The organism is Novosphingobium sp. (assembly GCF_049240505.1).
Lineage (GTDB): Bacteria > Pseudomonadota > Alphaproteobacteria > Sphingomonadales > Sphingomonadaceae > Novosphingobium.
This window is the reverse complement of record NZ_JBMLSM010000173.1, coordinates 1-12900: the sequence shown is the minus strand read 5'-3', so window position 1 is coordinate 12900 and position 12900 is coordinate 1. Positions and strand designations below refer to the sequence as shown.

The window sequence follows — 12900 nt, the reverse complement described above, 5'->3', positions numbered from 1 at the left end:
AGGGAGGATGACAGGCATGAAATCTCTATCGATCAGGAATCTGCTGCTCACCGGCGCAGGGGCGGTTGCGCTTTCCAGCCCGGTCATGGCGCAGGAAGCTCCGCAATCGAACGCGGCTGAAGCCGTCGATGACAACGTGATCATCGTGACGGCACAGAACCGTGCACAGAATCTCAATGATGTTCCCATTGCAATCAACGTCGTTACGGCGGAGCAACTGGAGCAAGCTGGCTTCTCCAGCATGAACGACATCACCAAGATCGCTCCGGTGGTTCAGCTCAATCAGGATCAGGGAACGGTCAAGATTTCGGTGCGCGGCGTTGGCACGACTTCGAACGACGAAGCGCAGGACACGTCCGTCGTCGTCAATATCGACGGCGAGTACATCAATCGTCCCGATGTGATGAGCATTGCGTTGTTCGATATGGAGCGCGTCGAAGTGCTGCGCGGCCCGCAAGGCACGCTTTACGGCCGCAACTCGACCGGCGGGGCCATCAACTTCATCACGCGCCAGCCGGGCAATGAATTCGGCGTCAACGCATCCGTCAGCTATGGAAACTATAACGCGATACGCGCGGATGGCGGTGTTGACGTTCCGCTGGGTGATACGGCGGCAATTCGCGTCTCGGGCTTCTACGAAGATCGTGACGGTTATCTCAAGCACTCGGCGGGCGGCGGCTTCTTCGTGTTTCCGGCCTATGCGGCTGGCCGCTCTGACGATAACACCGCTTACGGTGGTCGCGTTGCTCTGCGGCTGAACCCCACCGATGCACTCACGGTCAATCTGTCTGCCGACTATGCCGACCGTCGGTTTTCGCCCGGTGTCTTTGCAGGCGGCAACCTGAATGCGGCAGGCAATGGTCCTACAGGCGGTGCTTGCAACAATGGTTTTGCCCGTGTCGCACCGCGTTATTCGCAAGTGCTGTGCATTCCTTCGCAGACCAATCTCCTCGCTTCGGTCAATCGCGGAGAGTTTGCCGCACCGAACTATGGTATCGGCAGGGTCGGTGCCAATTCTTGGGCCGTTCGTGGACGGATTGCCTATGAATTCAGCCCAGCGGCGACACTGACCTACACCGGGGGCTACCGCGAATATTCTGGAGACGAAGATAGCCGGGCAACGCTGCCGATAATCTATCAGTCATTCGGCTTTATGGACGAAACCCGGACGCAGAGCCACGAATTGCGCCTGAACGGCGACATCGGCGGCGTGATCTATCAAATCGGCGGGTTCTACTTCAAGGAGAAGGTGGAAAACGAAAGCGGGTTCATGCTGCCGAGCTTCATTTTCGGCGCACCGCCCTTTACCAATGGTGCACCCACACCCGGCACATTCCTCAGCTACTTCGGCCGCAAGGTGGATAGCGAAAGCAAGTCGGTGTTCGGGCAGGTCGAAGTGCCGTTCGGTGAACAGATCACCGCGATCGGTGGTCTGCGCTATACGGACAACAGCCGTGATGCGATCTATATCAACGCCAACCCGTTTGGTCCTTCACGTCCGTTCCTGTTCGCTACCGGACCAAGCCGGAAGAACCTCAACGGGATCAATGCAACCGTGTTGCCGCTTGGCAGCAACGATAGCAAGGTCACCTGGCTCGCCGGTTTGAACTACAAGCCCAGCAGCGATACGCTGATCTTCGTGAAGGCTTCGACCGGCTTCAAGGGTGGCGGCTTTGACTCGGTCGGCGCATACCGGCCCGAAACCAACACCGCGCTGGAAGCAGGCTGGAAGCAGACTTTCGGCGATCGCGGTCAGCACCAGTTCAACCTTGGTGCGTTCCATTACGACTACAAGGACTTGCAGGTTTCGGTGTTGCTCGACACTGCCGTTGGCGGGCAGACCTTTAACGCGGGTAAGGCCAAGATCTGGGGATTGGAAGCATCGGCGGACTTTCAGCTTGACGAGCGCACGAACTTCCATGCTTCGGCAAACTACCTGAACGCCGAGTACAAGGAACTGCTCGCCCAGTTCAACGTGTTCGATCTCTCCGGTGCTCTCAACGGCATTGGCGATCTCGACCCGACGACGGCGGGCATCCAGCAGCCGAACTTCGCGGGCAACCGTCCGCCGTTCTCGCCCGAATGGATCATCACGGCAGGCCTTGATCACACTTTCGCGCTGGGCGATCTCGGCGAGTTGACCGCGCGCGTTGATACGATCTTCAAGAGCAAGTACTTCACGGACTTCTACAATTACCGCGACGGTACGCAGAAAGCCCTGACGCAGACCGACGCCAGTCTTGAATACAGCCCCGAGGACAAGAAGTTCTCGATCACGGCTTTCATCAAGAACATCGAGGGCACCCGTCCGCTGACCTACGGCAGCTTCGTCTCCGCCGGCCCGGATGATATCTTCAACTGGCAGTTCGGCGCACCGCGCACCTATGGCGTGCGTCTCAGCGTCGATTTCTAAGTCGGATCAATTCGAAAACGGAAAAGGGGAGCGGGTTACCGCTCCCCTTTTTCTTTGGCGATTGTATCGTATACAAACACATATCGTCATTGCGAGAAGGCGAAGCCGACGAAGCAATCCAGAGTTGGCTTAAACCGCTCTGGATTGCTTCTCCTCGCTATGCGAGGCTCGCAATGACGATTGCAAAAAGTGCGTGTTTGCAAGCTACATAATCGCCTTTTTCTTTGCGCTCAAGCGATCAGTCGATACCCGAAGCCGCGCACATTCTCGACCAACGGGGGACCAAGCGCGTGCAATTTGCGGCGCAGGCGGCTGAGGTAGACTTCGACGATATTGGTCAGCGGATCGTCTTCTATCCCCCACACGGCTTTCAGGATTTCGCTGCGCGATATCACCGATCCCGGTGCTTCCATCAGCAGGCGCAGAACGCCCATCTCCTTGACGGTCAATTGAACCGGTGTGCCGCTGCGGGTAAGAGTCATCGTGCGCGGGTCGAAATGCAGATCGCCCACGGTTATCGTGCCATCGGGATGTCCGGCGCGCACAGTGGGGCGTTCGATCCGGCGCGTTACGGCATCCATTCTCGCCAGCAGTTCTTCGAACGCAAACGGCTTTGCCAGATAATCATCGGCACCGCTTTTCAGCCCGCGAATACGGTCTGGCACGTCATCGCGTGCCGTGACCATGATGATCGGCGTGGTCACGCCCGCCTCACGCAGCGTTTCGCAAACCTCGAAGCCATTCCGGTCGGGCAGGTTGATGTCCAGCAGAATGAAATCGAACGAAACACTGCACGCCAGTTCGATGCCGGTGTTGCCATCGGTCGCAAGCGTAACCGTGCTGCCTTCCTTCGAAAGACCGCGATGGAGCACGCCAGCCAGTTCGACTTCATCCTCGATGATCAGCAATTTCATGACACGGTTCCATGCGCCAGATCGGCGTCAGACATAAGGGGGAGGCGGATCGAAACGGTAGTCCCTTCGTGCAGGCGACTTGAAAGGCTGATTGTACCGCCCATCGTTTCCATGATCGACCGCGCAATCGAAAGACCAAGACCTTGCCCGTTGCGGAATGCTTGGCCACGGCCCAAGCCCGGATTATCGGCAATACTGCCTGCGCCCGCCTTTCGCCCGCCACGGCGGAAGCGCTGGAACAGGTGCGGGATATCTTCCGCAGCAATCCCGTTGCCCCGGTCAGTCACGGTAATCAGCGCTTCGCCTTCCTCTGCTGTGACCGTAACATCCACTTGCGGCGCGTCTGACGAATAACACACCGCATTGTCGACTACGATGCGGATTACCTGTTTCAATCGTGTCTCATCGCCTTCGACTGTCAAGGCTTCGGGCGGCTGCTTCAGTGTGATCCGTCCACCATCGGCTTCGATGACCCGGCGAAAATCCTCAACGCAGTTCTGCACCGCCGCTGCGGCGTCCATCGGTGCGATGCTGGTTTGCAGTAGCGGTTCTTCCGCTCTTGCGATCTGGAGCATGTCCTCGATGATCTCGCCCATCAGCGTTGATAGACGTACCACCCGGTCCAGCCCGACACGCAGTTCATCAGGTGGGGCCTCGCTATTGCGCAAGGTGATTTCCGCTTCGCTGCGCATGATCGAAAGCGGCGTGCGCAATTCATGGCTGGCATCGGCAAGAAACTGCTGGCGCAGCCGGTTGGCGCGTTCGAGCGAGCGATTGGTCGATGCCAGTTCATGCGTTCTGCGCGCAACGGCCCGTTCCAGTTCGTCGTTAGCCTGCTGCATCGATGCTGCCGACGTTTCGATTTTCTCAGCCATCGCGTTGAAACTGCTCGCGATAGCGCGAAATTCGCTGGTGCCCACCAACGGCGTGCGCTGGGCATAATCGCCCTCGGCAATGGCTTGGGTGCTGCGCCAGAGATTGGCCAGCGGGTGGATCATCTTGCGCTGCGCCCACAGTACGCCAAGCACGCCAAGCAATCCCACGAAAATTGAAGTGCCCAGCAGGGTCCAGATGACGCCTTCGAACACTTCGGTCGCCACGCGCTTGGTCGTCTTGACCTCGCGTTCTTCGACGCTGATGGCCTTTAAGGCGTAGTCTTCCCATTGAGTGTCTTTGCCATCGCCCAGCAACGCTCGTTCAAGATGGGTGCCGATCAACTGCAATTGTTCGCGCTGGTTCATTTCCTCCTTGATCGCAGCGGCGCGGCGTTCAGGCGGCAATGGCGTTTTGCTCAGCAACCGGATTTCGTTGTTGAGGTATCGGTCAGCATTTGAAACGTGCGCTCGCACACCGTCGATATAACTGTCGCGTTCTTCCAGAAACGTATCGGGATCGGTGAACCTTTCCTGCTGCAGCGTGTATCCCAGCACGGCCAGTCGTTGCAGGGCGCTCAGGGATTGGGTGGAGGCATCGCTCAGTTCAAAATGCGCGCTGACCATACGGATTGCGTGCGATGCAACCAGTGCAGGCCCCACAACAAGGGCAATGACAAACAGCAGTGCAAACCATAGCTTGATGCGAAGCGACGTCACGAAACAACGGCTCCCCACCGAATGCGCAGTTGTGCACATTCCCTCGCGGGAATGCACGCATTCGATTGTGATGCAGATTTTGCTCTGCCTCGCGCGTATCCAAACATCAAACCCGTTTCCCCCGAAACCCGCACAATGGCGCCCGCGGCGCGCATGGTTGCAGCGATATTGCGCTGCAGTTGCAAGTCTTGCCTTCGGCCATCTTGTCGGCCAAGTCGCTTACAAGCAACGAATAGTCCAATTAAGTTTCGATGAAAGCACGAAAAATTGGCTCTGTGCTTGCTTGGCGATCAAATTATCAGCTTTGCACAAGCCGAGCGTGACACCGCCGACAGCCTCTGCCAAGACCCTTTCCATGCGCACGACCCACGATGAAGTCAGTGTAAGGCTCTATCACCTTTCCGATGGCCCCGAAGGTGGGGCTGCGGAAACCCTGTTCTATGGGCCGCTATATCGCGCGCTGGATATGGCGGCGGCCCAGCCTGAAGAGGTGCAGGAAGGCTTGTTCATCGCCACGGATAACGATGTGGTTGCCTACCTTGATCTGATTGGAGATTAGACGGTTTCGCCTGCGGCACGGCCACTGGCCCATGCCCATTGGAAGTTGTAGCCGCCCAACCATCCGGTCACGTCAACCGCTTCACCAACGACATGAAGTCCTGGCACTTTGGCGGCCGCCATCGTCTTTTGTGACAAGGCCTTGGTCGAAATACCCCCGGCCATGACTTCTGCCTTGGCATATCCTTCGGTGCCGTTGGGGTGAAACTGCCATCGCGCAAGTTGCTCCTGCGCGCTACGCAGGGCGGCATCGCGGCAAACCCCCAGTTCACCATCAATACCGATGCGTCCCGCCAGTGTTTCGGCAAGTCTTTCCGGCAAACGCCGCGCCAGGATTGAACGCAAGCCTGCCTTGGGCCGTGCGCGCTTTTCCTCGATGAGCCAATCAGGCCGTTCGTCGGGCAGAAAATCCACTGCAATGGGCGTGCGGTGCTGCCAGTAGGACGAAATCTGCAACATCGCCGGGCCGGACAGCCCCTTGTGTGTGAACAGTGCGGCTTCGCGAAATGCCGCCTTGCCCCAGCGTGTCACAACGTCTGCAGATACGCCCGACAGCGATCGGAACAGCGCTTCATCCTCGCCCAGCGTGAATGGGACAAGGGCGGGGCGCGTTTGCACCACTGGCAGGCCAAAGCGCCGTGCTACGTCCATCGCAAATCCGGTGGCACCCATCTTGGGGATCGAAAGCCCTCCGGTTGCCAGTACCAGAGCAGGCGCGCTGTAGTCTCGCCCGTCAATCCCCACGCGGAATTGCCCGTCGGCATGGTCGAGTGCTGAAACGGGCTGGCCGAAAGCAAACTTCACGCCGCCAGTCCGACATTCGGCCATCAGCATGTCCACGATTTGTCGGGCAGACTGGTCGCAGAACAGTTGTCCCAAGGTCTTTTCGTGCCAGGCAATTCCGTGGCGGTTCACCATTTCGAGGAAGTCAGACGGCGTATACCGCGCCAGTGCAGACCGCGCGAAATGCGGATTTTCGGAGATGTACCGATCGGCGGCCGTGTGAATGTTGGTGAAATTGCAGCGCCCGCCGCCGGAAATCAGGATCTTCTTCCCCGGCTCGTCGGCATGGTTCACCAGCAGCACGCGCCGCCCCCGTTGCCCGGCGGTAAGCGCGGCCATCAGTCCCGCCGCGCCCGCGCCGATCACGATGGCGTCGAAAGTCCGGTCGCTCACTTCAGCACTTCAGCGGCCAGCGCTTCGGCCACCTTGATACCGTCCACCGCTGCGGAAAGGATGCCGCCAGCATAGCCTGCGCCTTCACCCGCAGGATAAAGCCCGCGCGTGTTGAGGCTCTGGCAGTCTTTCCCGCGCGTGAAGCGCACGGGCGAGGATGTGCGCGTTTCCACGCCGGTCATCACCACATCGGGATTGTCGTAGCCCGGCACCATGCGCCCGAACGCGGGCAGGGCCTCGCGGATGGATTCGATCACGAAATCTGGCAGGCACTTCTTGAGTTCGGTCAGGTGGACACCCGGCTGATAGCTGGGGATCACTTCCCCAAATTCGGTCGAAGGGCGGTCGGCCAGAAAATCGCCCAGCTTCTGTCCCGGTGCCATATAGTTGCGCCCGCCTGCCTCGAACGCCAAGCTTTCCCAATGGCGTTGGAAGGCAATGCCCGCCATTGGTCCACCGGGGTAGTCGCGATTGGGATCGATATCCACGACGATGCCCGAATTGGCGTTGAACTCCGCACGCGAATATTGGCTCATACCGTTGGTTACGACGCGGCCTTCTTCGCTCGTCGCCGCCACAACGCGCCCACCAGGACACATGCAGAACGAATAGACGGTGCGCCCGTTCTTGCAGGTGTGGGATATCGAATAGGCAGCTGGCCCAAGGATTTCGTTGCCCGCGCTGGGGCCATAACGTGCCTTGTCGATCCAGCTTTGCGGATGCTCGATGCGCACACCGATGGCAAAGGGCTTTGCCTCCACATGCACGCCACGGTCGAACAGCACCTGAAAGGTATCGCGCGCCGAATGGCCAACCGCCATGATGACGTGGCGCGCGGGCAGGAACGATCCATCCGAAAGGTGCAGGCCTGCAAGTTGCCGCACGCCGTCCGCGCCGGTTTCGATTTCGAAATCCTCGACCCGCGTCTGGAAGCGATATTCGCCACCAAGGCTCTCGATCGTCTCGCGCATCGACATGACCATCGTGACGAGGCGGAACGTGCCGATGTGCGGATGCGCCTCGGTCAGGATATCGTCGGGCGCGCCCGCTTTCACGAACTCCACCAGCACCTTGCGGCCCAGATGGCGCGGATCCTTGATCCGGCTGTAGAGCTTGCCGTCAGAGAACGTGCCCGCGCCACCTTCACCGAACTGGACGTTCGATTCCGGCTCCAGCACCGAACGCCGCCAAAGGCCCCAGGTGTCCTTGGTCCGTTCACGCACGGCCTTGCCACGTTCGATGATGATGGGCTTCAGTCCCATCTGCGCCAGAATCAGCGCGGCAAGCAGTCCGCACGGCCCCGCGCCGATAACCACCGGGCGTTCGCCATCCCATCCTGCCGGAGCCATGACGGGAAACTTGTACGATGTGTCGGGCGTGGCCCGCACGTTCTGGTCGTCTTCAAACCGCGCCAGCACATTGGCTTCATTTCGCACCACGCAATCAACCACATAGGTCAGCAGGATAGCGTGCTTCTTGCGCGCATCGTTGCCGCGCCGGAAAATCTGGAAGCGCGTCAGGTCGTCAGGTTCAATTCCCAGTCGCGCGCAAATGGCCGCCGGCAAATCTTCGGCGGCGTGATCGAGCGGCAGTTTCAGTTCATTGATACGAAGCATGGCGCCGCCCTAGCGAAAACGCGCGGGCAGCGCCACTTGTGCGTTATGCCTTGAACGGCCCCTCGAATGCGATGTCGCTCACCGGCTTGCGGTCGCTCACCACTTCGCGCTCCTGCAACATCTCAGGCAGGTTCTTCACATCGCCCTGCTTGCCGATCACGAAGGCCATTTCCACGCGATAGCCTTCGGGCACGTTCAGCACTTCTGCGGCCTTTGCAAAGTCCACGCCGGTCATGCCGTGGGTGTGATAGCCCATGTGTTGCGCCTGCAAGGCCGCGCTGGCCCATGCCGCACCGGTATCGAAGCTGTGGCTATGGTTCGGGTTGTTGCCCTTGTCGCTGCGCATGAATTCGTCCGACACGGCGAACACCAGCACGCCTGCTTCCTTTGCCCAAGTCTGGTTGAACGGCACCAGCGCCGAAAGGAACGCTTCGAAATTGGCGTCGCCCTTGTGCGCAAAGGCAAAGCGCCACGGCTGATAGTTATAGGCGCTGGCAGCAAGGCCAGCCGCTTCGAAAATCACGTCAAGGTCTGCCTGCGGCACAGCGGAGCCATCAAAAGCGCGCGGGCTCCAGCGTTCGACAATCAGCGGCAGAACCTTGGGAGAAGCGGTACGGGTCATGGGATACTCCTTGGAGAGGTGGAGAGAAAGACAGGTGAGGCCGGAGCGGTCAAGCGCTCCGGCCTGCGGGGGGACGTATTAGCGGGGGCTGAAACCAAAGCGGCCGGATCCGAAAGCGGCAACCTGCAGAAGGCCACCGGCCATCGCCACATTCTTGAAGAAGTGGATGAACTGGTTCTGATCAGCAAGGTTGGCATGGAAGCTGAACGCCGCGGCAAGGCTGAATACCGCGATGGCCGAAGCGACGATGCGGGTCTGGTATCCGGCGATCAGCAGCAAGCCACCGACCAGTTCGACCGCCACGGCTGCGGCATAGGCAAATGTCGCCAGTGGCAGGCCAGCGCTTTCGATGTAAGCGATGGTGCCAGCCGGGTCAGCCAGCTTCGATGCGCCGCTCAGCACAAAGATTGCGGCCAGCAGAACACGCCCGGCGGCGGCCATAAGGTCAGACGGAAAGGATGATGCGCGGGCAGCATCCAGTGTGATGGAGGTCATGGGATCGGTCCTTTGCAACATTCGTGATTGCGGGATGTGTGGAAAGATTTCGGTCATGATCAGGCCGCGTCGACGAGCACAAGTTCGGCATCTTCAAGAGCGATAACGACAATCTCGTTCACGCCTGTGATCGCCACGCCATCGCGGGCATTGGCTTCCACATCGCCGATGCGCACCTTGCCCTTTGCGGGGACGAGATAGGCGTGGCGGTCTTCGCTAAGCGTATAGCGCACCGTCTCGCCTGCTTTCACCGTTGCGCCCAAAACGCGGGCATTGGCGTTGATGGCAAGCACATCGGTGTCACCCGCAATCCCCGAAGCTAGCGGCACGAACGCGCCTTCACGGCTGTCTTTGGGGAAGGGGCGGGCACCCCAGCTTGGCGCATGGCCGCGACGATCGGGAATAATCCAGATCTGAAACAGGCGAGTCTCCTCGTCTTCCAGATTGTATTCCGAATGGCGTATCCCGGTCCCGGCCGACATGACCTGCACGTCGCCCGCTTCGGTCCGGCCTTCGTTGCCCAGGCTGTCGCGATGGGTGATTGCGCCCTTGGTCACATAGGTCACGATTTCCATGTCGCTGTGCGGGTGGGTGGGGAACCCGGTTTGCGGGGCAATACGATCATCGTTCCAAACCCGCAGCGCACCCCAGTGGACACGCGCCGGATCATGGTATTCGCTGAACGAAAAATGGTGATGTGCGTCCAGCCAACCATGATTGGCCGCGCCAAGCGATGCAAAGGGCCGCAGTTCGATGTGCGCTTTGGTGCCGATGTCTTTCAAAATCTGGGTCATGGCGATTTCTCCGGTCGGGCGATTGTTTTGCGCCCCGATGGGAGGGAGATAGGCCTTGCGGTTCATTCGGAATATCCCGATAAAATCAATCAGAACGTTCGAATAAGTTGAAGGGTATGGCTATGGATGTCGGACAACCAACCCTTGACCAGTTGCGCCTGTTCCTTGCTGTGGTTGATGAAGGCAGCTTCAACGCGGCTGCACGCAAGCTGGGGCGTGCAATCTCTGTCGTCAGCTATGGGATCGTCACGCTCGAAAGTCAGTTGGGCGTAACCCTGTTCGACCGGGAAGGATCGAAGAAGCCCGTGCTCACGCCTGCCGGCAAGGCGATGCTGGCACAGGCGCGGGCGGTTGCCGATGATGTCGATGCCCTGCTGTCCGGGGTCCGCAACTTCAATCAGGGGCTTGAGGCCGAACTTGGCCTTGCCATCGATGTGATGTTCCCCACGCCACTACTGGCAGCGATCCTGCGCGAATTTCAGGAGCTTTATCCCACCGTGCTGCTCCGCCTCCATGTCGAGGCACTGGGGGCCATCGCCGGACTGGTGGTCGATGGACAGGCCCAGCTCGGCATCGGTGGCCCGGAACTCGTCGCCCTACCCGATCTTGAACGCGAAGCCATTGGCGAAGTCGATCTCGTCCCCGTCGCTGCGCCCGGTCACCCCTTGGCGCAGATGGACTCGATCCCGCCGGGCGAGGCGCGCAAACACCGCCAGCTTGTGCTGACTGACAGGTCAAAACTCACCGAAGGTCGTGACTTCTCAGTTTTTTCCGCAAGCACTTGGCGCTTGGGCGATCTCGGCGCACGCCATGCGCTGATGCGTGAAGGTATCGGTTGGGGCAACATGCCCATGCACCTGATCGAAAGCGATCTTGCCTCTGGCCGCCTGAAGCGCCTGACCATCCCCGAATGGCCCGGCATGGCCTATCGCTTCCACGCGCTATGGCGGCGTGATTGCCCCGGCGGCCCTGCGCAGAATTGGCTACGCGAAGCCTTCAGGCAGCGGCTGGTGCCGTCTTGAGCAAGGCCGAACGCAGGCAGCGGCACACCACTTCGCCACGCTGGTTGATCAGTTCGTGCCTGAACGTCACGATCCCCGCATCCGGCCGTGATTTGCTTGCGCGCAGTTCCACCACCTCGCTCGTCGCGCGCATCGTATCGCCGATGAACACGGGAGCGGGCATCAACAGCTTGTCATAACCAAGGTTCGCCACCAGCGTGCCCAGCGTGGTGTCTCCCACCGAAAGCCCGACCATCAGCGCAAACGTGAAAGTGCCGTTGACCAGAATCTGCCCAAACTCGCTGGCCTTCGCCGCCTCGGCATCAATATGCAACGGCTGCGGATTGTGGGTCATGGTGGAGAACAGCAGGTTGTCCGTCTCTGTCACCGTGCGCCGGATTTCGTGCGCGATGGTGTCGCCGACCTGCCACTGATCGAAGAAACGCCCTGCCATCAGCCCTCTGCCTTTTCGATCTTCACCAACAGTGCCTCAACCTGCACCTGCGTCCCTGCAACCGCGTTCAACTCGGCCACAACACCGTCGAACGGCGCGGTGAGGGCATGTTCCATTTTCATGGCTTCCAGCACCAGCAACTTCTGCCCTTTGATCACAGACTGCCCCGCCGCAACATCCACCGAAATGATCTTGCCGGGCATAGGGGAAACGATCGCGCCGTCTGACGCTGCGCCAGCACCACCACCCTCGGTCCGCGCAAAGCGCACCATCAGTCGTTCGCCGCCCTCGTCAATGTGGGTAGTTTGTTCTGCTGGCCAGGCATCGAATGCAGGCTCGTGCCGCAAATCCACCAGAAACTGCCGCCCGAACTGGTCCGCAAGACGCACTTCGCGGCGCGAAGGCGCATTCAGCCGCAGCCCTGATTGGCTAGCCCACGGATTGCTGCCCGGCGTTCCAGCCAGGCGCAACGCAGCCTTGCCCAGTGCTTCTGGCGAAGGTTCGGGCCGTGTCGTCAGACTCTCAAGGTTGCGTTCGATCAGTCCGGTATCGACTGTGCCTGCGCCAAAATTCTCATGCCCCAAAAGTCTCCACAGGAACCCACTGTTGGTTATCAGCGGTCCGACCACGCCGTCGTTCAGCGTGTCGCGCAGTGCTGCAATAGCCTCATCGCGGGTATCGCGGTGAACGATGATCTTGGCGATCATGGGATCGTAAAACGGCGTAATTTCGGCCCCTGCTTCCACCCCGGTATCGATGCGCGCCTGATATTCCGGGAAATGGAAATCATTCACCCGCCCAACACTCGGCAAAAACCCCTTGGTCGCATCCTCCGCATAGAGCCGCGCTTCCATCGCCCAGCCGTTGATGCTCAACTCGTCCTGCCGCTTCGGCAGCACCTCACCCGAAGCCACGCGCAACTGCCATTCCACCAGATCGACGCCGGTGATCTCCTCGGTCACCGGATGCTCCACCTGCAACCGCGTGTTCATTTCCATGAACCAGATGCGGTCCGCGCGCAGGCCTTCGGAGGCGTCGGCGATGAATTCGATCGTGCCTGCGCCGACATAATCGACCGCTTGCGCAGCGCGGACGGCAGCGGCGCATAGTTGCGACCGCGTTTCTTCATCCATCCCCGGCGCAGGGGCTTCCTCGATCACCTTCTGGTGACGGCGCTGTAACGAGCAATCCCGTTCAAACAGATGGACGATATTTCCAAGCGTGTCCCCGAACACCTGAACTTCAATGTGCCGCGGCTGCTGGAT

At 59.8% G+C, this 12900-nt stretch carries 12 protein-coding genes; 3 read left to right on the top strand and 9 right to left on the bottom strand.

Annotated features, from left to right (window positions below):
- Positions 1 to 16 precede the first annotated feature (16 nt).
- Entirely contained in the window at positions 17 to 2413 is a 2397-nt protein-coding gene (locus ACOVQ0_RS13880) for a TonB-dependent receptor (protein ID WP_421885477.1), read from the top strand.
- 230 nt (positions 2414 to 2643) lie between these two features.
- Here the strand turns inward: ACOVQ0_RS13880 and ACOVQ0_RS13875 are convergent, their stop codons facing one another.
- Positions 2644 to 3327: a response regulator transcription factor gene (locus ACOVQ0_RS13875; RefSeq protein WP_421885475.1), complete on the bottom strand. Its 684-nt coding sequence runs from the start codon at positions 3325 to 3327 to the stop codon at positions 2644 to 2646.
- On the bottom strand, positions 3324 to 4919 hold the full coding sequence (locus ACOVQ0_RS13870) for an ATP-binding protein (protein ID WP_421885472.1): 1596 nt from the start codon (positions 4917 to 4919) through the stop codon (positions 3324 to 3326). The genes ACOVQ0_RS13875 and ACOVQ0_RS13870 overlap by 4 nt, the downstream gene beginning before the upstream one ends.
- Positions 4920 to 5274: 355 nt before the next feature.
- Here ACOVQ0_RS13870 and ACOVQ0_RS13865 point away from each other — a divergent pair, with 355 nt between their 5' ends.
- A complete protein-coding gene (locus ACOVQ0_RS13865) occupies positions 5275 to 5478 on the top strand; it encodes a hypothetical protein (protein ID WP_421885634.1) in 204 nt (67 codons plus the stop codon).
- On the opposite strand, the gene ACOVQ0_RS13860 is transcribed toward ACOVQ0_RS13865, so the two are convergent.
- From ACOVQ0_RS13860 to ACOVQ0_RS13840, 5 genes are all read right to left on the bottom strand, one after another.
- Positions 5475 to 6653 carry an NAD(P)/FAD-dependent oxidoreductase gene (locus ACOVQ0_RS13860; protein WP_421885469.1) on the bottom strand — a complete coding sequence of 393 codons (1179 nt, stop codon included), beginning with the start codon at positions 6651 to 6653 and terminating at the stop codon, positions 5475 to 5477. The two genes, ACOVQ0_RS13865 and ACOVQ0_RS13860, sit on opposite strands and share 4 nt — an antisense overlap.
- A complete protein-coding gene (locus ACOVQ0_RS13855; RefSeq protein ID WP_421885466.1) occupies positions 6650 to 8269 on the bottom strand; it encodes an NAD(P)/FAD-dependent oxidoreductase in 1620 nt (539 codons plus the stop codon). The genes ACOVQ0_RS13860 and ACOVQ0_RS13855 overlap by 4 nt, the downstream gene beginning before the upstream one ends.
- 43 nt (positions 8270 to 8312) lie before the next feature.
- Positions 8313 to 8891 carry a nitroreductase family protein gene (locus ACOVQ0_RS13850; RefSeq protein WP_421885463.1) on the bottom strand — a complete coding sequence of 193 codons (579 nt, stop codon included), beginning with the start codon at positions 8889 to 8891 and terminating at the stop codon, positions 8313 to 8315.
- Positions 8892 to 8969: 78 nt separating this feature from the next.
- Positions 8970 to 9386 (bottom strand): DoxX family protein, encoded by a 417-nt coding sequence (locus ACOVQ0_RS13845; protein ID WP_421885461.1) that lies wholly within the window; start codon positions 9384 to 9386, stop codon positions 8970 to 8972.
- A gap of 59 nt (positions 9387 to 9445) precedes the next feature.
- Entirely contained in the window at positions 9446 to 10180 is a 735-nt protein-coding gene (locus tag ACOVQ0_RS13840) for a pirin family protein (RefSeq protein ID WP_421885631.1), read from the bottom strand.
- A 122-nt stretch (positions 10181 to 10302) separates the two neighbouring features.
- Here ACOVQ0_RS13840 and ACOVQ0_RS13835 point away from each other — a divergent pair, with 122 nt between their 5' ends.
- Positions 10303 to 11202: a LysR family transcriptional regulator gene (locus tag ACOVQ0_RS13835; RefSeq protein WP_421885460.1), complete on the top strand. Its 900-nt coding sequence runs from the start codon at positions 10303 to 10305 to the stop codon at positions 11200 to 11202.
- On the opposite strand, the gene ACOVQ0_RS13830 is transcribed toward ACOVQ0_RS13835, so the two are convergent.
- Together ACOVQ0_RS13830 and ACOVQ0_RS13825 are read right to left on the bottom strand one after the other, a co-directional pair.
- Entirely contained in the window at positions 11177 to 11635 is a 459-nt protein-coding gene (locus tag ACOVQ0_RS13830) for a MaoC family dehydratase (RefSeq protein WP_421885459.1), read from the bottom strand. The two genes, ACOVQ0_RS13835 and ACOVQ0_RS13830, sit on opposite strands and share 26 nt — an antisense overlap.
- A partial coding sequence (locus ACOVQ0_RS13825) for a biotin/lipoyl-containing protein (RefSeq protein ID WP_421885458.1) occupies positions 11635 to 12900 on the bottom strand: 1266 nt, incomplete at its 5' end. The genes ACOVQ0_RS13825 and ACOVQ0_RS13830, both read right to left, overlap by 1 nt.

Bases quoted from the DNA above. Each gene is read 5' to 3' on its own strand.
- ACOVQ0_RS13850 (WP_421885463.1), bottom strand. From the start codon at position 8,891: ATGACCCGTACCGCTTCTCCCAAGGTTCTGCCGCTGATTGTCGAACGC.
- ACOVQ0_RS13855 (WP_421885466.1), bottom strand. From the start codon at position 8,269: ATGCTTCGTATCAATGAACTGAAACTGCCGCTCGATCACGCCGCCGAA.
- ACOVQ0_RS13875 (WP_421885475.1), bottom strand. From the start codon at position 3,327: ATGAAATTGCTGATCATCGAGGATGAAGTCGAACTGGCTGGCGTGCTC.
- ACOVQ0_RS13840 (WP_421885631.1), bottom strand. From the start codon at position 10,180: ATGACCCAGATTTTGAAAGACATCGGCACCAAAGCGCACATCGAACTG.
- ACOVQ0_RS13830 (WP_421885459.1), bottom strand. From the start codon at position 11,635: ATGGCAGGGCGTTTCTTCGATCAGTGGCAGGTCGGCGACACCATCGCG.
- ACOVQ0_RS13865 (WP_421885634.1), top strand. From the start codon at position 5,275: ATGCGCACGACCCACGATGAAGTCAGTGTAAGGCTCTATCACCTTTCC.
- ACOVQ0_RS13845 (WP_421885461.1), bottom strand. From the start codon at position 9,386: ATGACCTCCATCACACTGGATGCTGCCCGCGCATCATCCTTTCCGTCT.
- ACOVQ0_RS13880 (WP_421885477.1), top strand. From the start codon at position 17: ATGAAATCTCTATCGATCAGGAATCTGCTGCTCACCGGCGCAGGGGCG.
- ACOVQ0_RS13835 (WP_421885460.1), top strand. From the start codon at position 10,303: ATGGATGTCGGACAACCAACCCTTGACCAGTTGCGCCTGTTCCTTGCT.